Annotated in this window: 16 protein-coding genes, 2 pseudogenes and 1 riboswitch; of the genes and pseudogenes, 5 read left to right on the top strand and 13 right to left on the bottom strand. The window is 42.0% G+C overall.

The annotated features are described in order from the left end of the window. Positions 1-3 precede the first annotated feature (3 nt). The 4 genes and pseudogenes from ACFSR7_RS34545 to ACFSR7_RS34530 form a co-directional block, all read right to left on the bottom strand. Positions 4-2133, bottom strand: a complete 2130-nt coding sequence (locus tag ACFSR7_RS34545) for an ABC transporter transmembrane domain-containing protein (protein ID WP_378169171.1) — start codon at positions 2131-2133, stop codon at positions 4-6. Positions 2134-2336: 203 nt separating this feature from the next. After that, the gene (locus ACFSR7_RS34540) at positions 2337-3728 is read right to left on the bottom strand and encodes an NCS2 family permease (RefSeq protein WP_378169170.1); all 1392 of its coding nucleotides are present in this window, start codon (positions 3726-3728) and stop codon (positions 2337-2339) included. 126 nt (positions 3729-3854) lie between these two features. Next, positions 3855-3955, bottom strand: a riboswitch (purine riboswitch). Positions 3956-4137: 182 nt separating this feature from the next. Further along, positions 4138-4890 carry a YdcF family protein gene (locus ACFSR7_RS34535; RefSeq protein WP_378169433.1) on the bottom strand — a complete coding sequence of 251 codons (753 nt, stop codon included), beginning with the start codon at positions 4888-4890 and terminating at the stop codon, positions 4138-4140. Positions 4891-4964: 74 nt separating this feature from the next. After that, a pseudogene (locus ACFSR7_RS34530) lies at positions 4965-5144 on the bottom strand (GMP synthase (glutamine-hydrolyzing)); the annotation flags it as partial. Between the two features lie 221 nt (positions 5145-5365). On the opposite strand from ACFSR7_RS34530, the gene ACFSR7_RS34525 reads away from it, so the two are divergent. Further along, positions 5366-6229 (top strand): DUF4145 domain-containing protein, encoded by an 864-nt coding sequence (locus ACFSR7_RS34525; protein ID WP_378169169.1) that lies wholly within the window; start codon positions 5366-5368, stop codon positions 6227-6229. 307 nt (positions 6230-6536) lie between these two features. Here the strand turns inward: ACFSR7_RS34525 and ACFSR7_RS34520 are convergent, their stop codons facing one another. Continuing rightward, complete coding sequence (locus ACFSR7_RS34520) at positions 6537-6950, bottom strand: hypothetical protein (protein WP_378169168.1); 414 nt, start codon at positions 6948-6950, stop codon at positions 6537-6539. 201 nt (positions 6951-7151) lie between these two features. Beyond that, a pseudogene (locus ACFSR7_RS34515) lies at positions 7152-7412 on the bottom strand (helix-turn-helix domain-containing protein); the annotation flags it as partial. 1089 nt (positions 7413-8501) lie between these two features. On the opposite strand from ACFSR7_RS34515, the gene ACFSR7_RS34510 reads away from it, so the two are divergent. Genes ACFSR7_RS34510 through ACFSR7_RS34500 form a run of 3 tightly spaced genes read left to right on the top strand, consistent with a single transcriptional unit; the run spans position 8502 to position 11101 of the window. Continuing rightward, positions 8502-9275 (top strand): ABC-three component system protein, encoded by a 774-nt coding sequence (locus ACFSR7_RS34510; protein WP_378169432.1) that lies wholly within the window; start codon positions 8502-8504, stop codon positions 9273-9275. Further along, complete coding sequence (locus ACFSR7_RS34505) at positions 9259-9492, top strand: ABC-three component system middle component 7 (RefSeq protein WP_378169167.1); 234 nt, start codon at positions 9259-9261, stop codon at positions 9490-9492. Before ACFSR7_RS34510 ends, ACFSR7_RS34505 begins: the two co-directional genes overlap by 17 nt. Beyond that, the gene (locus ACFSR7_RS34500) at positions 9476-11101 is read left to right on the top strand and encodes a DUF2326 domain-containing protein (RefSeq protein WP_378169166.1); all 1626 of its coding nucleotides are present in this window, start codon (positions 9476-9478) and stop codon (positions 11099-11101) included. The genes ACFSR7_RS34505 and ACFSR7_RS34500 overlap by 17 nt, the downstream gene beginning before the upstream one ends. 178 nt (positions 11102-11279) lie before the next feature. Here ACFSR7_RS34500 and ACFSR7_RS34495 read toward each other — a convergent pair whose 3' ends face one another. From ACFSR7_RS34495 to ACFSR7_RS34470, 6 genes are all read right to left on the bottom strand, one after another. Then, on the bottom strand, positions 11280-11993 hold the full coding sequence (locus tag ACFSR7_RS34495) for an STM2766 family helicase-associated protein (protein ID WP_378169165.1): 714 nt from the start codon (positions 11991-11993) through the stop codon (positions 11280-11282). Beyond that, the gene (locus tag ACFSR7_RS34490; protein ID WP_378169164.1) at positions 11986-13995 is read right to left on the bottom strand and encodes an STM2767 family DEAD/DEAH box helicase; all 2010 of its coding nucleotides are present in this window, start codon (positions 13993-13995) and stop codon (positions 11986-11988) included. The genes ACFSR7_RS34495 and ACFSR7_RS34490 overlap by 8 nt, the downstream gene beginning before the upstream one ends. A 503-nt stretch (positions 13996-14498) precedes the next feature. Continuing rightward, positions 14499-14711, bottom strand: coding sequence for a hypothetical protein (locus ACFSR7_RS34485; RefSeq protein WP_378169163.1), 213 nt, complete (start codon positions 14709-14711; stop codon positions 14499-14501). 128 nt (positions 14712-14839) lie between these two features. Beyond that, positions 14840-16150 (bottom strand): hypothetical protein, encoded by a 1311-nt coding sequence (locus tag ACFSR7_RS34480; RefSeq protein WP_378169162.1) that lies wholly within the window; start codon positions 16148-16150, stop codon positions 14840-14842. Between the two features lie 980 nt (positions 16151-17130). After that, a complete protein-coding gene (locus ACFSR7_RS34475) occupies positions 17131-18261 on the bottom strand; it encodes an SPRY domain-containing protein (RefSeq protein ID WP_378169161.1) in 1131 nt (376 codons plus the stop codon). A 138-nt stretch (positions 18262-18399) separates the two neighbouring features. After that, positions 18400-19344 carry a fibronectin type III domain-containing protein gene (locus ACFSR7_RS34470; protein WP_378169160.1) on the bottom strand — a complete coding sequence of 315 codons (945 nt, stop codon included), beginning with the start codon at positions 19342-19344 and terminating at the stop codon, positions 18400-18402. 403 nt (positions 19345-19747) lie between these two features. On the opposite strand from ACFSR7_RS34470, the gene ACFSR7_RS34465 reads away from it, so the two are divergent. After that, on the top strand, positions 19748-21043 hold the full coding sequence (locus tag ACFSR7_RS34465; protein WP_378169159.1) for a DEAD/DEAH box helicase family protein: 1296 nt from the start codon (positions 19748-19750) through the stop codon (positions 21041-21043). A gap of 312 nt (positions 21044-21355) precedes the next feature. Here the strand turns inward: ACFSR7_RS34465 and ACFSR7_RS34460 are convergent, their stop codons facing one another. Beyond that, complete coding sequence (locus ACFSR7_RS34460) at positions 21356-22804, bottom strand: NUDIX domain-containing protein (RefSeq protein WP_378169158.1); 1449 nt, start codon at positions 22802-22804, stop codon at positions 21356-21358. Positions 22805-22967: the final 163 nt, after the last annotated feature.

The following is a 22967-nucleotide window of genomic DNA, read 5'->3' as shown; positions in this document are numbered from 1 at the left end:
CGCTCAAGCTCTTAACTCGAGCGCGCGTCTCAATTCGTCGCGAATTTGCGTCGAGCCGCTGAGCAGCCTTTGAAACGTCTCTCTGCGCATCGACAGCAGCACGGAAGGACCAAGCGCGCGAACGGTGGCGGTCCGCGGCACCTCTCTCATGAGCGCGATCTCGCCAAAGTAATCGCCGTCCTGGAGCGTCGCCACGCGTCGTTCGCCCGCATCCTCCGTCTGCTTGGTCACTTCGAATTTACCGCGCACGATAATGTAGAAGGTGTGGCCTTCCTCGCCTTCGCGGACAATCGCCTCGCCTTCCCGGCACATTTGCGTCGAAAAGGCGACGGACAGACTATCCAGCAGTCCCGCGTCGATCCCCGCCAGAAACGGCAGCCGCGCCAGCCAATCCGTGTTCACGTCCGCATGCAGTCCGTCCTCGGACAGCCGGAAGCCCTGCTGCTTTTCCCACAGCCGCGCATAAGCGCCGCCCAGGACGAGGAGCTGCTCATGCGTGCCGCTTTCGACGACTTCGCCCTTGTCGAACACATAGATACGATCGGCTTCCACGACCGCGGACAGCCGGTGCGTCACCGATACGACCGTCTTGCGGCCGCGCAGCGACAGAACCAGCTCGTTCACCGCCGTCTCCGATCCCGGATCGAGCGCCGAGGTCACTTCGTCGAGCAGCAGCACGTCGGGATCGCGAAGCAGCGCTCGGGCCAACGCGATGCGCTGACGCTCCCCGCCTGAGAAGCTGCCGCCCTCCTGCCGGACGAGCGTATCGAGTCCGTTCGGCCAACGCGCGACCGCCTCTTGCAGCCCGCTTTTGCGCACCGCTTCATTTATATTGGCCTCGCTCAAGCCTTGCTTGTCCAGCAGCAGATTGTCCCGAACCGACGCATTGAACAAAAACGTGTCCTGCCCGACAAGCAGCGTCAGCTCGCGAAGCCGCCGCTCTCCGATCTCGCGCAGATCGATGCCGTCCATCGCGATACACCCCTGCCTCGGATCGTAAAGCCGAGCGAGCAGTTGCAATGCCGTGCTCTTGCCCGAGCCGCTGGCGCCGACGAACGCCGTGTAGCTGCCGCCCGCGATGCCGAGCGATACGCCGCGGAGCTGGTCCGCGCCCTCTTCGTAGCCGAAGGTGACGCCTTCCATCGCGATCTCCCGGATCGGAGCCGCGGGCGAGCGCGGCTCGGCAGGCTCCGGCACTTCCGGCTCGCGTGCCATCAGCTCGCCGATTCTGGCGAAGCTCACCCTAGCCTCGATCATGCCGGGAATCAGATATGTCAGATTGGTCGCGGACTGGCCGACGGTCATGAACAGCGTAAAGAAGGCCATGAAGCCGCCGATCGTCAGCTGATCATGGAAAATCAGGTAGCCGCCGAAGCCGATCATCGCACCGTTAAGCACCATCAACGACACCAGCGGCAGACGCTCCATCCAAGAGGTGATCAGGCGCAGCCGCAAGCCGTTTTTCAGCATGTCCCCGATGAGACGAGCGGACAGTTGGCGCATCCGCTCCTGCTGATGAAGGCTGCGGATCGTCTTGTGCCCCTTCACCGTCTCGTCGATTGCGTTCATGAAGCGCTCCTGCGACGACTTCAGCAATTGCTGGCCGGCTTCCGCCTTGCGCTGCAGCAGCTTGGGGCCCGCGATCATGAGCGAAGCGCCCGCGATCATGATCAGCGTCAGCCTCCAATCGAGCGCGAACAGCATGCCGATCCCTAGACAGGCGCTGAGTGTCTGCGCGAACAGCAGCGGCACCGTCGCCCCTACGGTGCGCTCGACCGAAGCGGTGTCCGTCGTAAAACGCGCGACCAGATCTCCCGTGCCATACTCCCCATAAAAAGAGATCGATTGACGCTGAAGGCGCTCAAACAGGTCGAGACGGAGCTTCGCGATGCCTTGGCCGACTAATTTTCCAAGCGCGTAGTCGCCTGATAAAGAGGCCGCAATCGACAGCACCCCAGTCCCGATCAGCAGTCCCAGGATCAGCGCGAACGCGCCCCCGTCCTTCGGGACAAATGCTTCGTCGACCAAATACTTCAAGCTAAGCGGCGCGGCAACCGCATAAGCGGCTTCGATCAGCAGGCAGAGCAGGAGCAGGACGAGCAGCCCTCTGTAGGCGGTAAAATATTTCAGCATATGGTCTCCCTTGCCGACGCGAGCGATGGATCGCTTGATAGATCAACCATAACTTACCTTTTTAAAAAGTGTCAATCCTTGTCGGAGTCGTCGCCCGGGAGCGCCGTTGTGCGATTTTCCGCGCATCTCCGTAATCAGACATAAAAAATCCCCGCCCCTTCTAGTCAAGAAGGAAGCGGGGATTGCGAGCGAGGTAAGAAAGCTTAGCCTTCCGCGCCGATGAACACGTAACGCGCGATGACGAGCACGAACAGCACCCACATCAGCCAGTGAACCTGGTATTTCTTCTTGCCTGCCAGGTTGGCGATGACGGCCAGCACCACATACGAGATGATGCCGAAGGAAATGCCGTTGGCGATGTTGTAAGTAAACGGCATCATGGCGACCGTCAGGAACGACGGAATGCCGACGACGAGATCTTCGAAGTCGATCTCCTTGACGGATTGCATCATGAGCACGCCGACGATGATGAGCGCTGCGCTCGTCGCGGGGGACGGCACGAGCAGCGCGATCGGCGCGAGGAACAGCGACAGCAGGAACAGTACGCCCGTCGTCGACGAGGTCAGACCCGTGCGGCCGCCTTCGGCGATACCGGCGGAGCTCTCGACGAAAGCGGTCATCGTGCTTGTGCCGAGCATAGCGCCGCCGCTGACGGCTACGGCGTCGACCAGCATCGCTTTGCCGACGAGCTTGCGTCCCTTCTCCTTATCCTTGAAGAAGCCGGCCCGGTTGGCCGTGCCAACCATGGTACCGAACGTATCGAACAGCTCGACAAAAGTGAATGTCGCGATCGCCGAGAGAAGACCGGTCGTCAGGAGGTCGCCGAAGTTGAAGTCCCAGAAGTTCAGCTTGCTGAAATTCGGCACCCAGTCCGCAGACTTCAGCGAGTCGAAGCTGACGACGTCCACGCCAGGGATGGCGCCGATGAGCGTCGTGAGCAGGATCCCGTACAGAATGGCGCCGCGAACGCGGAGCACCATAAGCGCGCTGATGATCAGCAGTCCGAGCACGGTCAGCCATACGGACGGCTCCGTGATGTCGCCGAGGTGGAAAATCGTCTCGTTGCTGTTCAGGTTGCTGTAAGAGCCGGCCGCATAGTCCGCGAACGGACTCAGCGAGATCGTCAGCAAGCCGCTGCCTTTGAGGCCGATGATTGTAATGAAAAGGCCGATGCCGACCGTGATCGCATACTTGATGCTGTCCGGGATCGCAACGATCAGCATCTGACGGATCTTGGTGACGGTCAGGATAATGAAGATAATCCCCGAAATGAATACCGCGGCCAGCGCCATCGAAGGCGATATTGCATGGCCTGTCGCTCTGGACGCTACGACTGTCGTCGCGAAGTAGGCGTTGAGCCCCATGCCAGGCGCCAGCGCGACCGGGAAGTTGACGAACAAGCCCATCGCAAGCGTGAAAATACCGGCGCCGAGCGCCGTTGCGAGGAAGATGCCGTACGTGTCGAGCCCCGATCCTCCGAGCACCAGCGGATTGACCGCCAGGATGTACGCCATCGTCATGAACGTCGTAATGCCCGCCATGATCTCCGTGCGTACGTTTGAACCGAATTCCTTCAGCTTAAAGAAACGTTCCATCGTCTCCAAAGCTCCCCTTTCGCCTCTTAAAAGTTGGCGCCACAACCAAAAAACCCAGAAGATACTTCTCCTAGGTTCCGCATAAAAACGCGTTCTCATGCGCAGAGCCGATCCGTGGATCGAGACTCCGCCTCGCGCGTTTTTCGTAGCCAGGTCCTTTGCGGTGACCTTGTAGAGACATCCGGGCCAATCCCCGGAAATATACGAATCGATATGCAATTGTTTTAATTATGGTCCCATGCATATTCTAGGGCCGAAATTTGTCGGATGTCAACAAAAACATGAATGTTCATGCACAAAACGTTTGTCTACGTTAATGATTTAGCAATATTATCAAAGAATCGTCTTTAAATGTATGTTGAAAGCGGAATCAAAGTGAACATTGGACGGTTGACGCAGTGTGATCGCCTTATCGGAGCTTAAGCGCCAGCAAGCCGAGATATTCCTTGAGGGCCGTTCCCGTCGTACCGGCGGACGAGCTATTGGGCGCAAGCAGACCGGGGTAAAGGGAGAAGCGTCCGCCGCTCGAAAGATAGTCCGTCGGGAAAGGTTCTGGCTCGAGGCCGGCTTTACGAAATTCCCGTACCGCCCGCGGCAGATGGAATGCGGATGTAACGAGAATGGGCTGCGTCAAGCCGGACGATTTAAGCAGTGCAGCCGTATAAACTGCATTCTGTTCCGTATTCAGCGAGCGGTTTTCCACGAGAATGCCACTCTCCGGCACGCCCAGCCCGATCAGCTGCCTTTTCGCGATGTCCGCTTCGTTGCCGCTGTCGGAGAACACTTGTCCGCCCGAAAACAAGATTGGCAATCCGGTCGTCCGGTGCAGCCGGACCGCCGTCAACAGCCGGTTCGCCGCCCCTCCGAACAGATTGCCCTCGCCGCCGAGATCGGGCGTCCCGCGGCTGGCTCCGCCGCCCAGCACGACGATGACGTCGCCCTGAACAGTGCTCGGCTGGTCGTATTGACGCTCGAGCGCGCCGATCAACAGCCGGCTCGTTATCGGTATCACCGAAAGATAGAACAAGAGCGTGATGCCTGCGATCAGCATCGCCTGCTTGCGCGATTTCCTCCACAGCCAGAGCGAGGCAGCTGCCAGCAGCAGGACAAAGATGCCCGGCGGCAGCACGAAGCTGTATACGAACTTAATGATATAAATCAGCTGGTTGCCCTCCCCATGACCGGTCATGAAAAATCCCTTTTATTTGCCGATGGCAAACAAAAGGGATTCGCTTGTTATTCCCACTCGATCGTCGCCGGCGGCTTGGAAGTGATATCGTAAACGATACGGTTGACGTCCCGCACTTCGTTGACGATACGCACGGAAATCTTCTCCAGCACGTCCCACGGAATGCGCGCCCAGTCGGCGGTCATGCCGTCGATCGAGGTGACGGCGCGGATGCCGACGGTGTAGTTCAATAGAGTAAATTACTATTCAATTATTGCGTTATTTTCGTAAATCAATTGTAGCTGGTAAAACCAATGATTTCAACTAGAGGGGAAGAGTTGCTTTCATTTATTTACCAATATACAGTAAGATATGCTAGCAATATCTTATCGGCACCATCGGTGGGGGTTAAGTACCAAGGAAGAAACAGCAAAAAGGAAATAAAATCTGGATCGGGAGTGATCCTTGAGTGAAAAACTATTGTGTGAAATGTCATAATGAAACTAATCATGACATATTAGAGAAACACGTGAGAAACCAAAGAGATGAGTACTTATGTGATGAATATTACTATATTGTCAAGTGCATGGGTTGTGAAAATATAACTTTTAGATATGAGTTTCATGATATAGATGGTGGTTATCCTACTGATAATGATGATGGTGGATGGTATGTTCCGACAACTGTATCAACTTATCCTAATGTAATAAAAAATCATAGACCGATACAAGAAATGTACTATGTACCCGAAACGTTAAAAGAGTTGTATCAGCAGTCGATTTCCGCTTATAAAGAAGGTGCAAAAATCCTAGCTGGACTTGGATTTAGAGGTATAATTGAAGCCATATGCAACGAGCAAACGATAAGCGGAGATAACTTACAAGAGCGTATTGGAAAGTTAGCCGATAATGGTATTATTTCAAGAATGAATGCCGACTTACTGCATGCTATTAGATTTTTAGGCAACGATGCCGCACATGAAATTAAAAACCCCTCAGATCAGCAGTTAAGTGTTGCACTAAGGATTATTGAACATATGATAAATAGTCTGTACATACTGGAAAGAGAAGCGGAAGGTGTATTTGAAACTGTATTAGCGAATTACGGTGAACTTGAGCCAATTCTAAAAACATGTATAAAATCTAAGGTTGCTGGAGACGAGTTAACTCTTAAGGAAATCCTCGGGAGGCACTTTAGAAGGTTATTTCAGCATTTGGGAACTATTGAGTCCGATCTTATCGATGCAATAACGAATGGAAAGCAACCCTTATTGACACTTGGTAAAACAGTTACAAGCGCCAAGAAGACTCTTCAGTATTATGTTGTCGTCTAAGGATGAAATGAACCACAAGGAGACTAACCTTATGGTTCATTTTTTCTTTTTTAACAACTCTCCTAAATCTTCAACACTTATAATTCGCTTTCTATGTACCATTCTGTTACGGTTACTACAAAGCATTGCAATGTCTTCAACCCTTGTCGTTTCCCGTTCTATGATCTCCGACACCATCTTCTTATGATGCCCCTCAATGAAGTCAATGCCCATGTCCCCATATATCTGTTAAAAGTCAAAGTTACAGGCTTCACAGAACAGTCGACCATGTTTGCCTACGAATAGACTCTTGACCACTATAAACAGATTATTGTAGTAACCACTCCCCTGTTTTCAAATCAACAAATTTTGATAGTGTGATGTCAGATTTAAATTCAGAACCATACTCGCCAGCTCGGGTTTGATTATCTAACTTAAACGAAATATTGTACAACTTTCCGGTTTTTGTTCTCTGAATGAGTTTATGTTCTAAGAAGTACAACAGAATCTTTTTATGCGCCTCGACATCATCAAAATTGAGGTAGAAACAAGCAACGCCAGATTCAGCATTGCTATGCTTACAATCACTAACGACGTTTGTACGGATAGCATCTTCACAGAGATTTCCGACAAATTTCTTGTCCGAGAAGAAATACATCCACTTCCCACACTTTTCCTCATCAAGGGACGCAGATGCGTCTCCAGAAAAGGAAATCCAACTAGGCGACATAAACACCCTCACAGCTACAACTCCTCAGTTAGAAAATAAGACCGCCTCCGGAAGAGCTACCTCGCGAAGGCTACACCTACCAGCTCCAAATTTTCCAAAGCTTCCGTCTAATTCCTGGTCAAGGGAGGCAGCCCCCCCCCGTACAACAGGCTCCCCCCGTTTAATAAATGGTTCTGCTACTTCGAATTTCTCGATAAACGGGGGTTGTTTTTCTTAGCAGTTCACGCAGAATTTCGATTTCGAGTTCTTTTCACCAAGCGCTTTAACCGCTCGGTCATACCGCTGCTCGACTTCCTGCAACCGCTGGATTTCTTGCAGATGCCCGTCTGCCGAAGGAATGTCCTCCGGTGGAATCAAGTCGCGATGCTCGCGTATCCACAAACGGATGGTGTCGGGATGAATGTCGTACATGCGAGCAAGCCCCCCTACCTTAACGCCAGCCAATGCTTCCTTTACGGTTCTAAGCCGTGTTTCTTCCTTTAACCTTTTCCCATCCCGCTCATCTCCCTTATCCCTAGTTTAAATGATTGTAGGGAGGGACTCCAATTCCGATTAGGGGGCCTAGGAGAATGTGCAGTTAATTTCCTCCATCAGCTCCATTTCCGGCTTACGCTTTTAATTTACCTGCACATTTGCAGGTATTTTGTTAAATGTCGCTGGTCGACAGAAATAAATGTACAAATGCAGTTGTTGCGACCCGCAAAGCCTTGAATAGTTCCGACACGATGGAAGTGCGCCTACCTGCCACAAGTTTTCTCTCAATTTATACTTTCTGATCATGCAAAACAGGGCCGATCCCCTCCCGGGAACCGGCCCTGTTATTTACTTGTGGCGGAAAGAGTGGGATTCGCTCCCACGTGGGCTTGCACCCTAACGGTTTTCAAGTCGCCCCTCGTTATAAAAACCCGCCATTCCTTGTCATGACTGAGTTTATGGCACTTTATTGTTGAACAGCTACAGCGGTCTGAGTTAATACGTTTAAATTGGTACCTAACCGTTAGATTAAATTAATATATTATGACCAGAAGACGGAGTCAACCACTTTACAAACACCACATTTAACGCATTTATCTAAGGCCCGATAACGCCGTCCCCATCTTATCTTATCCTTAAAAAGAGAAATCTATGTACCCTTAAAGTATATTGTTTCCTTCGATGCATTGTCTTCTTCTGTTCGGGAAGTTGCTGAAAGTGAATCACTAAATTTCTTAAACAAATCCCTTTACCCGCGCCACGCTCCAGTAAAAGGGATTTGTTATTTATCCTCACTCGATCTTCGCCGACAGCGATCGGCGGTCAGACTGTTTTGATGGAAGTCAACGTGCGGATGCCGACGGTGTACGAATACGTGCGCCTACTAGTGTAAACTACTATTCAATCATTACATTAATTTGTATATCAACTGTAGCGGGTGAAGGGTAGTGATTCAACCGCAATTGATGTTCGTATTCTCGTTTAGTCCTAGATTTAAGAGGATTTTTAACTCTCATGTCGAATGGTGCTATTTACCATAAGTATTAACTAATTGAAAGAGCGGTTACAAATTGAGGTGTATGCATCGTGATGAAAAATGTTAGGCGAGAACCAACCCCAAATGAAAGTATTGTTCTTTTTAATGAAGTTGATGGCTTATGTCCTTTATGTAACAAATCTCTTATGCGTACAAAAAACAAAATAAAGGTAAAAATTTTTGAAGCGGCGCATATTTATCCATTAAATCCTTCGGAACAAGAAATAGAATTACTAAAGAATGAAGAAAGACTTACCTCTGACGTAAACGATTTAGACAATTTTATTGCCCTTTGCAGAGAGTGTCATAAAGTATTCGATCATCCTCGGACTGTAGAAGAATACAAAATTCTATATAAGATTAAAAAGAATATCATTACCAGAAACGCTACAAAAGAAAAATTTCATGAATATCCTATGGAAACTCAGATTAGAGAAGTACTTATTAAGTTATTGGGGGATATAAATGAGTCTAGTCTGACTAAACTTAAATTAGAAGCACATAAACTTGATGATAAGGCGAATGGAACTTTGACTGGGTTCACAAAGAGAAAAATACGGAACGACATAACTGATTATTACCTATTTATTAAAGAAGAATTCAAACAACTCGACAAAGATCACCCTAAGTCATTTGCAATAATCGCCTCACAGGTCAGATCTTTCTTTACTCAAGTAGATAGGATCGAAGAATCTCAGGATGAAATTTATTCAATTGTAACAGAGTGGTTGTATAAAAAAACGCAGACTGATTCGATAGGCGCGTGTCAGATAATAACTTCCTTTTTCATTCAGAATTGTGAGGTATTTGATGCTAACTCCCAATAAAATAATTAGCTTTAATGAGTCGATTATTGGAAAAATGATTGTTATTTTAAGGCATCTAGAACTCGGCGAGCAAAGTATCTCAAAACTTTATCACCAAACTTTTCATAATTTCGATGAAATAGATGAATTTATATTTTCATTAGAAGTTTTATATCTTCTAGATAGTATTGAAGTGGACTTTGGCAAAGGGGCTATTAAATATGTTAAAGCAGATTAGGTGTGACATTTTTCGAGAGAAGGTAATTAGGTTTCATAGTGGGCTAAATGTAGTGCTTGGAGATAATTTGGGTTCCAACTCAATCGGTAAATCAACGCTATTGATGATAATTGATTTTATATTCGGTGGTAGTTCTTATATCTCTCACAATAAAGATGTAGTTGTCAGATTGGGGCATCATGAGTTCTTCTTTATTCTTGAATTTAATCAAAAGAAATACTACTTCTCACGTGGAACTCAAAATTCCGACAAGGTATACAAATGTAATAGTGAGTTTTTAAAATTAACTCAAATTGATTTGAACGACTATTGCGAATTTCTAAAGACACAATATGGCATAATCTCTGAAAAACTCACGTTTCGATCTGCAGTTAGTCCTTTCAATCGAGTTTGGGGTAAAAATAATTATGATGTAAAAAGACCTTTACACGCGCACCATTCAGAAGCAAATTTAGAAACAGTTAATAAGCTGATCAAAATCTTCAACGAGTACCATAGAATAGAACTTCAAGATTATGAATTGAAAAAAGCAAACGAAGAAAAACGGATATTCAGAAAAGCAAGCGAACTAGATTATATTCCAAAAATAACAAAGACCAAATACAAAACTAACTTGAAGCATATTGAGCGGCTTCAAAATGAAATTCTTGATTGGGGAAAAAGTAATTATAGCCCAAGTATAAATATATCTGATTTAATTTCAGATGAATTGATAGATTTGCGAGAAAGGAAACGGATTCTACTAAATGAAAAAGAACATTTGAAACTAAGATTAAATCGAACGAATAAGAGATTAACAAGGACAATTAATGTGGAATTTGAAAGCTTATTAGAGTTTTTCCCTCACGTAAACATTCAAAAGTTACAAGACATAGAAAAATTCCATAATAACATTTCTTCAATACTGAGCGATGAATTGGAACTTGCAAGAAAAGAATTAAAAAATAACATTGAAGTTTTAGACATTGAAACACAAGAAATAAACAATAGAATGGAGAAACTATTAAACCCTGATGAAAAGCCAAATGTTTTCTTAGATGCTTTGTTGGAAGCTTCGGCTAAACTAAAAACCTTACAATTTGAGAATGACTACTATACTAAGATGAACGAAATCAATAATAACGTGGATGTACAGAAGAGTAGTTTAAACACTTTGAAGGGAACAATAATTGAGGAGATATCAAAAAACATTAACACGAAATTAGCCTTTGTTAATAAAGAAATCTACAAGGGAAATCGGATGGCCCCGGAACTGACATTGAAATCTAATGATTACGTTTATATTTTTTTCGATAACACTGGTACAGGAAAAGCTTACGCAAATTTAATAATATTCGATCTTGCTATTTTTTTATTAACCAGCATCCCTTTTATCTCTCATGATTCGTTTTTATTTAAGAATATCGAAAAACCAGCTATTGAGGAAATCATTAAGTTATATGACTCTAGTGATAAACAAGTGTTTATAGCACTCGACTTAATTAATGTCTATAGTAAGAAAGCACAAAAAGTACTATTAGAGAAAAAAGTCATTCAACTCGATGATAAAAAACTATTATTCACGCTCGATTGGAGAAATATGAACGACAATTACAACGAAAATATTTAATTTTATGTCAGCAAAGAACTCCACACCTTGTGTCTGTGGAGTCTTTGCTTTATCATTCTCCCTTTCTAAAAAACTTTAAAATAATGTACCCTCTCCTCTATAATTTCTTTTATCGCAACAAAAAGCACTTGTAAGAGAAAGATGATAATTTTAGGCTATATGGATTACTTTTATAACTTTATCTCGCTTTTTTGTAATTAATAAATCCACAATCGGTTGAACTATCCAAAAGTTCCATTAATTCATTTGCACTAAAAATTCGATTCGAAATAATAGCTTCCTCAATTCCTAATTTAAAAGTAGCTCTTGATGAGAAAAACAAGTCGATGTGATGCAACGGATGAGAGTCTGGATTAAGTCGTTCTGGGTCGGCGTCATAGTCATATCTAATATAACCAGGTTCAAACAAAAAAAGTTCTTTTGCAATAATCCAAATTTTTTTTTCTAATTGTTCATCGACCTCATAAGCCCTATTTGTTTCTCCAATCATTCCAAGAAACTCGTACATATCTTCTTGTTGCTGTTCTTTTTCGTAAAACCAATTTTCTTCTGCTAATTCCAGTAATACATTGATTATTGTTGAATCAATAATGATATCATTGCCGACAGAATATACCTCTATCTCTTCGTTAATCTTAATAGCGAAAGGAAATGCAAATGAAAAGTTCTTCTGATAATGTCCATCCATAAAATTGATCGAAAAAGTTATTCTACTCATTTTGCTTATATGAATATACATTTTTCCAAGTTCTTTATCTTGAACTTCAATATTAGTATTGATACTTCTTATAGCATGCAACAATAATTTTATAATGTCGCTTTTCTCTCGAATGGCATTGGTGGCTAATTCGCTCAAGTTATACGTTAAATTAAACTCAAGAAATTTACTCATACATGAAATCCTTATTCGCAATTATAACCCGTTCAATAGCCCTTTCCTCAACACTATCCTCACAAACTAAGGAAACCATGTCCCTTAACTTGTTATGTTTCTTTTGTGGTACTCTATGTTTTTTAAAGAGTTCCGTAACAATATCTCGTTGGGATTTCATTTCCTTTTCAAGGCTTCTAAGTAAAATCTTCCTATCCAAAATTTCATTTTCTTTTGGTTTCTCGATTACTAATTGTTCGCTATTATTAAGTTGTACAAGTCCCTCTTTCAAAGAAGGAAGTAAGTTAGAGTTAGCAGATTTAGAAACTATTAGGTATGAAGTAATAAAAGACCTAGTGAGAGCCATATAAAGAGTATTCCTACTATTAACGTCCTCACCAATGATGTAATTTGCAACACAAATGACAAAGGGAAACTCAAGACCTTTAATATTATTTTTATTGCTAATGAATACTCTATCGGGAGTATTTGTTTTAGTCTCATGAATAATGTTGGATTTCCAATTAAATTCATTCGAAATTATTATAGAAAGTTGATCCATTAAATCAAAATTAGAATTAGTTTGTTGAACAAAAACAATAGCAATATCGTCTGGCTTTACAGTTGGATTCTCCATAATTATTTGTTTCATAATTTTGATAATTTGATTTCTACAATCGTGATTGTCAGTTTCGACTAATTCAATACTTGGAATATTTTCGTCCTTTACATCCTCAAATCTTCTCAAAGGGTTCCTTGAAAGCAAGTACTTTTGATCTTTTTTCTCAATCGTATATCCACATGCGTACCATTCATCATCTGTTAGCCATCTAAGCACTGGCCTCTCAAATAATCCAAGACCAAGAGCATGAGCAAACATTAATGTTTTAGGTTCTGTTCTATAACATTTATTCAACAAAAAGTTAGGAGTTACATCAGGTATACTATCCCTAAATATATTCTGAAAGATATCCCCTGCAACATAAACTGTCTTGCGTGTTACTTTTTCACATAATTCAAAAAAAGAGTCGTCAAAATCTTGGCTTTCATCAATTAAAATATAGTCAAAGCACGGTTCAGGGTTTCCATCTTCTTCAAGTTGTCTTAACGCTACTTTACAAGCATCACCTAAACTTTTTTCATTGGATCTATAAAATGTCAATCCATAATGTTTGCAAATGTAACTATACAATCCAACATTATTTTTATCATTTCTCGAACCCCAGCTATGCATTACCCAAAGTCTTTCTTCCCATTTAATTTGTTCTTCGACTTTCATAAAATCAAAGAATTCAGGCACTCTACTTTTCAATTTATTAGCCAGGGCTTTGTTAAAGCATGTGAAAGCTACTTTATTCTCATTGTTTTCTGTATATAATTCTTTTAACTTATGTAATAAAAGTTCTGTTTTCCCTGTTCCCGCTAGCCCCTGAATAGTAACTCTTTTTCTATTTACTTTATGGAAAATAAATCTTGTTTGGTCACTATCAAACAATACGATTTTGCGTTTTACTTTTTCCAAAATACTTTCGGGGACACCGTTTCCTACCTTTTCAATGGAATTTATACTTCCGATCAACAAAGAAATAAGAAGATCAGTCTTCCGTTTATCTTCATCGTTTATAATCTTATATTTAGTTAAAATACTATCCAAATTAGTTACATCAAAATCATTTTGGTCTAGCCGTATAAAATAATCAGACTTCCATTTCCGCGGCCTTCCTAATACTTCCTTATATTCATACTTATCCGAAATGTGTCCCAAATCCTCTAAAAAATCTTCACAGTAATCTGCAAACTCGTCTCCGTTCTTTCCAAGATTAACAAATGTAATCATGTGGCCTGGAATTAGTAATGCAAATGCGTTTTCATAACCATATTCATATTTCTTTTCTGCAAGCGGACTGTTTATAACATATACAGTCTTTTTTTCTCTATTTGCAAAGTCTCGAATTTCATCGAAAATGATTTGATTTTTATCTTCAATAGTAATGTTACTAAAATAATATTGATTCTCAGTCATTTAGTTCGATCACCGCCTTCTAATATTTCATACTCCAACTTCTCGACTTATTATTTATTCTTTATTTAGCTATCAATTTCCTTTCAAAATTTTCTTTAAATCTTGCTCCGTTGATTTGTCACACACATAACTTAAATTTTTATGTGCTTTATCGTCACTCTTAAGTAACAGAACTTTAAACAGTTCTCCCTGATCCCCCAAATCGAAATGGAATCTGACTTTCTTCTTTAATCGATACGACTCCTACAAAATACAACAAGCCATAATAAAGATATATCTCACAAAAAATATTATCAGTCTGACAGCCAGTTAATACACATTTTTATCTAAGTTCCGCGACACGGTAAGACTCTCTCTATTGTTCAAAATAGTAACCGAATTCTCATAGTTTATAGGGAGTTAGTTACATAGACCAATATCTAGCTACTAGTTCTGGCCTTGCTTTAACATTCTTATTATTTATTTCGATACGAAAGGAGTTGTTCGTTAGTTTCCGTGATCACCTACACAATTCTCAAAAAACTCTCTTTTACTCTAAGCTCCACACAAACCCGCAAGTATCTACCACCAACTACTTCAATTGACAGCTCATCAAAGCTTATGATATGCATTGATGCTTCCAAATCGCCTTGTATCCATACATCCACCGCAATACCATTCTGCATGCACGATTCAAGTTGTTGATCTGACGTGACAGGTATGTAGCGCTTTAACATTGGATTTCCTCCTTAGTTGAATGCAAAAAACACGCGTAAACAGAGAGGGCTTCGCCTCAACTGGATACGCGTGCTTCGCGTTTGGATAGAAACATCATACTACAAAATACAATTACATCCAAGCAGGACTATTTAAAATCAAAAAGATACTGATTAAGGTATATCCTATCTATTTTCCAAGAACCATTCTCAAGTTTCATTAAAAATTTAATATAATCATTCTGACCTTTCCAAACCTCAACAGCAAAAACTTCGTATATATTTGATGCAGTTTTTATCGGTTTTGAAAAATCAACACCAATATAATCCTTGGAAGGATGTCCGTTATATGAGTCTAGTAAACGCCAACGCTTAGCTAATAAATTTAACGTTAGCGAATTGTAGTTTTCTTTATACCATTTATCAGTTATATAAGAGAGTAAGTTTTCTGAGTCCTTGTTGATTAAGCGATCATCGTAATATTTTTTTAAAGTGATTATAATCTCGTTCTCTACCGCGGTGAGATTTTGATTTTTTTCTAGCTTCTCAACCTCATCCTCCAATTTTACATTCGAAAGATCAACTTTTGTTGTTTTGCTTAGAGGTACAACAATAGCTTTTTTATTTTGAAATCCAATAAGTAGTTCCTTAGAAATATCCAACACAAAAAGTGACTGATAGTTAGGTGAATTGTCGTAATAGATATTTGCCATTTTAAAAGTGCCATGACCACGAGCAATATCCAGCATTCTTCCCTTCTCCAGACTTGCGCCGTAACTTAATATAAATATACTCATAAATACAAAAAACGCTAAAAAGTAATATGCGCTAGTACCTCGAAACAATCTGTCTCTAAAGCGGTGTAAAGAGTGGACTTCTTGAAATGACCCATTATTATAACTATTTTCAGCATCAATACTTATAGCATTTTTGTGCATTACATTTTTTATTATTGTATTTTCAAAATAAATTGCGTTTAGAATGTTATCCCTCACTCGAAATAACCAAATAAACATTAAAAAAAAGACAAGGAAATAAGTGCAATGCACTGTAGCTGTATTATACTTACTGAAATGTAATGATAGCATTGGTAGAACTACAATAAGTACTAACTCGATTGCACTTTGTATTCCTCGTTTTCCTGGCCCCATTAACTTAGTGAATTTTGCTTTTTTTGATTTTCTCTTCTTCGAGGTTACAGGATTATAGCAAAATATGGCCAGCACATAGCAAATTGTTATAACTAAGCTTATGTATATTCCATTTTTTAGAAAAATATCTAATGCAGTAGGTATACTTGAGGATATAACATCAAGAGTATTGAAATCATTTATAAATACACTGTATTTTGCATTTACAAATAAAAATCCAGAGAAATAGATTAGAAATGTTATTATGAGTGCAATATCTTTTGCTGCTTTAAAGAAATCAAGCAAAGACTGCTTTCCTTCACCATTCAAAATTCATATCACCTCGAAGCATGAATGCCATTCTAGTTTGTTTGCAATTAAAATCGTTTATGTATTTATATCGTCATTTTGTGTAAATTTCCTTACTGTTCAAATCACCAAAACCACATCTCGAACCCACAGTTATCTTGAACGATCAGGCTCATTTAAGGCCCCTTTAAACGGCTTTTAATCGTCTGAAATGTATGGGCGGTACGACGCACTGCCTTCACTAACTAATGAGCCTAAAAACGCCCACTAAGCTTACTAACTCACCAGCCTCGCAAACCTTGAGGGGGGATAGTTTACAGATTAAAGCTGATTCTTTACTCAGGGAAGCGGGTTAACACATTCGCGTGGAAAGGCATTATGAATTAATTGCGATACGAAGAGGATTGTAGGAACCTAATTATTAATTCAGGTCGTGTTCAAGTGGCCGCATAGACCAGCGATTCAGTCAAAGGTGCCAAACTACGCGGTTTTATAATTAAAAACTCTCCATCTCCCAAGGCTCTATAGATCGCAAATCCAGTCGAGGCCGAATATTACTCCCCTCTTCCCACTCACTCAAAATCCGCGCCTCGGAGTGCCGTTTCGCATCCCATTCAATATATCCCCCAGCAGCCAGAGAATTAAGCGATCGAAGCAGGACACCTTCACGTAGGCCAGTCTTTCTCCAAAGCAGCCACATAGACGGGAACTGCTTGTTCTTGAATACGTACGAGGAGAGTATGCGAAGCAGCTTGCGCTCTTTATCAGGAAGCACAGCGATCCTCCTTCTTTGCTGTTAAGTGGCGCCTCTTTGATTAACTTCTAACCTGCATAGTGTATAAGTTTCTTCCTTCATTGCCCCAAACCATCCTGCTATAAATTTAATGCCCTTTTCTTGTATAGCCTAATCCTAATTCAATTTTTATTATATACCGAACGCACGTTCCTATTCAATATTAACAAAAACCGCCCAGCCGAAGCCAGACGGTCTATCTATTTTGTTATTCAGCAGGATCATATTCGTCTACATCGAAGTTGACGATCTTGCCATAAACAATGTATTCTGCACGAGCCTTGAACGGCCCATTGTTCCAGGTCTTTACGAACTTGTACCGAGAGGATTGCGTCGCGGAATCGGTCCAGTCTAAGAAGCTATCCAGTTCAACTGCAGATAGATCGTACTCTTTCTCACCGCCACCGACAAGATGGATTGTAAGAAGTGCGCGTCCAGAAGATACCGACGCAGTCGGTGTAGCATTTGCTTCATTGGAATTGTTGCTCTCGCCATCGGCGTTTACTGCCGTAACGACATAGTAATACTTCGTTCCATTTGTAAGGCCAGAGTCATTATAGGTTGTGCCTGTAACTGCCGTCCCGATCGTCGTATAAGGGCCACCGGCAGTTGTAGAGCGTTTGACGTTGTAGCCCATGGCACCGTTTACTGCGCTCCAGGTCAGAGTGACAGATGCATTTCCTGCTACTGCCGTTAGATTCGCGGGATTAGAAGGATTGTTCGATAACTCTTGATTATAGGGTAAATATCCCGAAGGAACCGTATAAGCAAATGTTGAAGCTCCAAAATTAGCATCAAAAGTAACTGCTGGCGAACCTCCTGCACTTGAAGCCCAAAAAACGGATGGATAAATCCTGCTGCCATTTAAATTTGAGCTTGAATAATCAAATTCTCCTTGAGAGACACCGTTCTTGTAAAACTTAATTTTTTTGTTATCTACATCTAGTGCAACACCAATAACGCCATCGTTATTAAACGCGGCACCGTAATTTTGCCCGGCGGGGTGATACATTGAACCTGTTAACACGTTGCCGTTCCATCCATAGTAACCTACTTGATTAATGTAGATGATCGAATCATCTAACGTATTCTTCTGCTCAGAGACAATTCCAACTACGCAGGCACATCCATTTGGATAATTATTGTTAGGCGTCACTTCCCAATACCACTTTCCTGTTTCCTTACCAACGGTCGCTTCAGAACCATGAGTTCCTTGTGAAATGCCGATTGAAGTTGACCCATTTGCCCAAGTTGTAGTTGCAGCAGAAGCTTTCTCCTGCGCCCCAATAAACGGCACAAATAACACCAGTGCAAACAGCATTAACAAAACTTTCTTCAAATCCAACCACTCCCCAATATGTAATGCCATAATCATACAAGGGAATTTCAGGAACTATAAGTCTGTTTATCGACAAATTTTTACATTACGATTGAGGGTTACAAAAATGCCCGGAAGTCAAAGCTCCCGGGCTGTCCCTTATTGCGCTGGTTCGTATTCATCGACGTCGAAGTTCACGATTTTACCGTAAACGATGTACTCTGCGCGTGCCTTGAACGGTCCTTTGTTGTATGTCTTTACGAATTTATAGCGGGAAGACTGTGTCGCCGAATCAGTCCAGTCAAGGAAGCTTTCGAGTTCAGCAGCCGACAGATCGTATTCCTTCTCAGCTCCACCGACCAGATGAATTGTTAAGAGCGCGCGTGATCCGCCTTCCGAGCCTGATCCATTGCCAGCTGTTGGTGTTGCGTTTGCTTCATTGGAATTTCCGCTCTCTCCGCTTGCATTAACTGCTGTGACGACATAGTAATACTTTGTGCCGTTTGACAAGCCAGTATCATTATAGGTATTCCCAGTTACGGCACTTGCGATCGACGTGTATGGACCGCCAGCAGTCGTTGATCTCTTGATGTTGTAGCTCACAGCGCCGGTTACTGCTGTCCAGTTAAGTGCGACAGACGCATTGCTCGCGGTTGCTGTAAGGCTCAGCGGAGCATCGGGTGTTACGACACTGCCTGGAGCTAAGGTGCTAAAAACATCAAATTCATAAAGGTGCATATTCGCAAAAGCGACTAACTCAACCTTTGTGACACCATTAAGCGTCTGAGGGAGATTTAAGTGCTGTATAGCCTCGCTGTTGTTCCATGTAAAATGTGCAGTATACAGATTCGTAGTACCAGCATAAAATACCACGTCTACATTCCAGTTTGCCGAAACTCTAAAAGACTTAATTGTTTGAGGTGTATCCAAGTTGTATGTACTCACGCCACTGCTTACTAATTTATACGTTGATGTGTCATCGTCATTTAACGAACTTCCAGGTGGAAACAATCCCCCGGTATACGCTGCTGTTGCCTTTCCCTGAGCGCCTATAAACGGCAAAAACAAAACCAGTGCAAATAGTATAAGCAAAACCTTCTTCAACCTAACCACTCCCCAATATGTAATGCCACAATCATACAAGGGAATTTAAGGAACTATAAGTCTGTTTATCGACAAATTTTTACATTACGATTAAGGGTTTAGCTTGCTAAAAATGAAAAGAGCCGAGTCCGAAGACCCGGGCGAGTTTTAGAATGGTTGACCATTGTTTACAACTATCGGAATGGTTACCTTGCTTACCTTGGTTACCTTGGTTACCTTGGTTACCTTGGTAACTTTGGTAACCATGGTAACTATTTACACAATAATATTTATAGATTATACTATACAAGCTATTTGCGCTAGATAGCAGTAGTAGGAGCTAACATATTAAATGAATATAACTATTACTTGATCAAGATCATATTCCTTAGAACTTAAAAACAACAAGAGGCAGGATAGACAAATGAGAAATATCAACGTAATTGATGCGCCTTGCGGTTATGGTAAAACATCTTGGGCAATTCAGTATATGAATGAGATGCACCGTGATTCCCATAGGTTTATATATGTGACACCTTTCTTGGACGAAGTAAAGAGAGTCAAAGCTGCTGTACTAAACAGAACTTTTATTGAACCAGAGTCTATAAGGGGTCTGACCAAGCTCGAGGACTTACATCGCTTGTTAAAACAAAGAAGTGACATTGCTACTACCCACGCACTCTTTCAAATGGCGAATGCGGAGACTCGCAAGCTCATAAAAGATGGTGGTTACACTCTCATTCTTGATGAAGTAATGAATGTAATTGAGCAAATTCCCTTGCGTAAAAACGACTTAGACGTTCTATTCAATGCGGGAGCTATTGAGTACGTGGAGGACAAAAAGGGCTTAAAATTCATTAAATGGCGTGAAGAGATGATACACTCGGACAATAGATACAATGATTTAAAACAAATGGCTCTTTCGGGAAATCTCATGTACTGCAACAACTCGGCTGTGATATGGAACCTCCCTTGTGATCTATTTTATATATTTAGAGACGTATTCATTCTGACTTATCTATTTAAAGGACAACTTCAACGTTATTACTATGATCTGCATGGAATACATTATAGATATTTATCCGTTATATCTAAGTCGGGGAAGTATAGCCTTGTCCCTTACCAAGTTCGACAAATCCAAGACAAAACTCAGCTAAAGCAACTGATACACATTTATAGCGGGCATCTAAATGAGGTCGGTCATCAACGGTATGCTCTCTCCACTAGCTGGTTGGAGAACCCAAAAAACAAGGACTTAATTGCTACTTTACGAAAGAATACCTACAACTTCCTTACAAATATATGTAAAGCAAACAAAGAGACTGCTTTATGGACTACCGTAAAGGGGAACAATGATAAAATCAAATCAAAATTACAGCCGAGGAATTTTGCTGGTTGTTTTCTTCCGATGACCACAAGAGCAACCAATGACTATAGTCAAAAGTATCATCTTGCCTACATAATTAATAGATTTATGAATCCCATTGAAAAGAAATTCTTTGAACAATATGGAGTTGAAGTTGACCAAGAAGCTTGGGCCTTATCTGAACTCATTCAGTGGGTATGGAGAAGCAGGATTAGGAATAGAGAGTCAATTACTATTTATATACCAAGTATTCGAATGCGTGGGCTGTTTGAACGGTATTTAACTACAGATTCCTTTGAGGCGTTTACAGATACGGCGACTATAGACCAGCCCGCTAGTGATTGGCACGTATAATATATTAGGTGATGTACTACCTAAGTATGTGAGAAAAAGGCTGTTAAATCAACGTTTTTGGAAGCATCTCCTTAAGAGACAGCACAACAAAATAGTATAAAAGACGGATCGCGCTTGCAAGTCGAAAAGCGAAGCGTTCGACTTGCGGACAAGGACAAAAGCGAAGCGTTGTCCGCGGCAGCCAGCACCAAGCGTAAGCTTGGTGCTGTTTTTATAATTCGCTTCCGTCAGTGAGTAGATTACAGTGCGTTTCGTCTGTTGAAGCCTCCAAAATTAACTGTAATCCATATTGACTACCATTATTAACAAAAGCTATTCAACCATCATCTTTATAATTGGAATATCTGCTGGTAAAAATTCAAATTCAAGAAGTTCCTTCTTTGAAACCCACTTTATTTCCTCATGCACTATTGGAGTAATCTCGCCACTGGCTCTCTTTGCTCTATATGCCATTAACCTTATTATTCCTTGATCGTATACATAAACACTTTCACCAAAATATTGGCCAACCTTAACTTTGACACCTAGCTCTTCCTTTATCTCTCGTCGCAAACATTGTTCTGGAGTTTCCCCTGGCTCAATCTTTCCGCCTGGGAACTCCCACTTTCCGGCAGTCTCACCCTTTCCTCCGCGCTTAGCTATCAATATCTTGCCATTCTCGATCATTAAAGCGGCAGTTACAGTAATCACATTCGCACTATGATGTGCTTTTCGATGGCAGTTTGGACAAAGCGCCTTTGCGTTTTCCACAGTGTCTTCCCCACCATCAGCTAGTGGAATGACATGATGAACTTCTAGATAGGGTGTAAGATCGATTTGACGTAAAAATGGAGCAGGTTTACCGCACTCTTCGCAGATGCCTTTCGCTCGCCTTAACACCTCTACGATAACATCTGGATTTCGTTTAAATGCCGCTGAAACGACAGTGATTGTATCAGGTTTCTTAGGGGCGTTCCTCAACCTCTTCAGACGATCTGTTCTAGAGTCCTTTTTCGACTCGTACACTTGTTTCCATGTTGATTCTTCGTACTCGTTTGGCGTTAAAACCTTATTAGTTGAGAGGGAATCCACCTTATTTAATATGAACCATTTCGAACCGTCAGTCTCATGCTCATGGTGATTATCGTATCTGTAAATGCCTTTTAATGTTAGTACAGTCCCTTCTTTACTAAAAACATAAATTGGCGTGTTTGTGATATTTGAATTAATAATTGCAGAGTTTACTTTATACTCTGGTTTAAAAACATCCTCCACGCTATACAAGTAATATTTTAGAACTTCATTAGGCACTACCCACCTATTAGGGTATTTCCCATCCTCAAAGGTGGCTTTTATAAAAATAGCATTGTTTACTTCTGTATGACTTCCAATGAGATAGATTCCAGATCGAACGCTATATGTTTGTGCAAAAATACATATATCCCACGAAGTGTACTCCTGACCAATTATAAAATCATCAAGAACAGTAACGTCATCTAGTTCATTTATAAAAAGGTTTCTAAACTCTGAATACAAATCTTCATATGTCTTGAGTCCCAATGATTTAAAACGATCATATAACGTCCTCTCTTCTGAATTTATTGTTGGTATAACTTCAAAACGTTTTAAATACCTATGCAAATCCCCCACTTTTCTCATGTTCTTTACTATTGTTCTTGAATTAATCACTTTATTCTTGAGCTTTTTTTCAAGGAGAGGGTGATCTAACGCTGGTTGTTCCACTTCATCAATAACAAATTGAATTGCATTGGAAATTTGCATCATATCTCTCCATGTACATTTTTTGATGAAATTCGCCGTAAAAACAGAAAATCCTCTCTTTAATCAATAAACTAACTCAGTACTTTCTTTGGCACTTGGTATAATTTGTAATTCAGGAAAGGCAATGATATACTAATATACATCAAACTTAGATCATTGGAGA

This window comes from Cohnella sp. GCM10020058, from assembly GCF_042683485.1.
In the GTDB taxonomy this organism is placed as follows: Bacteria; Bacillota; Bacilli; order Paenibacillales; family Paenibacillaceae; genus Cohnella.
This window is presented reverse-complemented; position numbering and strand designations above follow the sequence as displayed.

What these genes read in the sequence shown, in the direction of transcription:
- ACFSR7_RS34545 (WP_378169171.1), bottom strand. Translation starts at nt 2,133, where the DNA reads ATGCTGAAATATTTTACCGCCTACAGAGGGCTGCTCGTCCTGCTCCTG.
- ACFSR7_RS34540 (WP_378169170.1), bottom strand. Translation starts at nt 3,728, where the DNA reads ATGGAACGTTTCTTTAAGCTGAAGGAATTCGGTTCAAACGTACGCACG.
- ACFSR7_RS34510 (WP_378169432.1), top strand. Translation starts at nt 8,502, where the DNA reads ATGAAAAATGTTAGGCGAGAACCAACCCCAAATGAAAGTATTGTTCTT.
- ACFSR7_RS34505 (WP_378169167.1), top strand. Translation starts at nt 9,259, where the DNA reads ATGCTAACTCCCAATAAAATAATTAGCTTTAATGAGTCGATTATTGGA.
- ACFSR7_RS34500 (WP_378169166.1), top strand. Translation starts at nt 9,476, where the DNA reads ATGTTAAAGCAGATTAGGTGTGACATTTTTCGAGAGAAGGTAATTAGG.
- ACFSR7_RS34495 (WP_378169165.1), bottom strand. Translation starts at nt 11,993, where the DNA reads ATGAGTAAATTTCTTGAGTTTAATTTAACGTATAACTTGAGCGAATTA.
- ACFSR7_RS34490 (WP_378169164.1), bottom strand. Translation starts at nt 13,995, where the DNA reads ATGACTGAGAATCAATATTATTTTAGTAACATTACTATTGAAGATAAA.
- ACFSR7_RS34485 (WP_378169163.1), bottom strand. Translation starts at nt 14,711, where the DNA reads ATGTTAAAGCGCTACATACCTGTCACGTCAGATCAACAACTTGAATCG.
- ACFSR7_RS34465 (WP_378169159.1), top strand. Translation starts at nt 19,748, where the DNA reads ATGAGAAATATCAACGTAATTGATGCGCCTTGCGGTTATGGTAAAACA.
- ACFSR7_RS34460 (WP_378169158.1), bottom strand. Translation starts at nt 22,804, where the DNA reads ATGCAAATTTCCAATGCAATTCAATTTGTTATTGATGAAGTGGAACAA.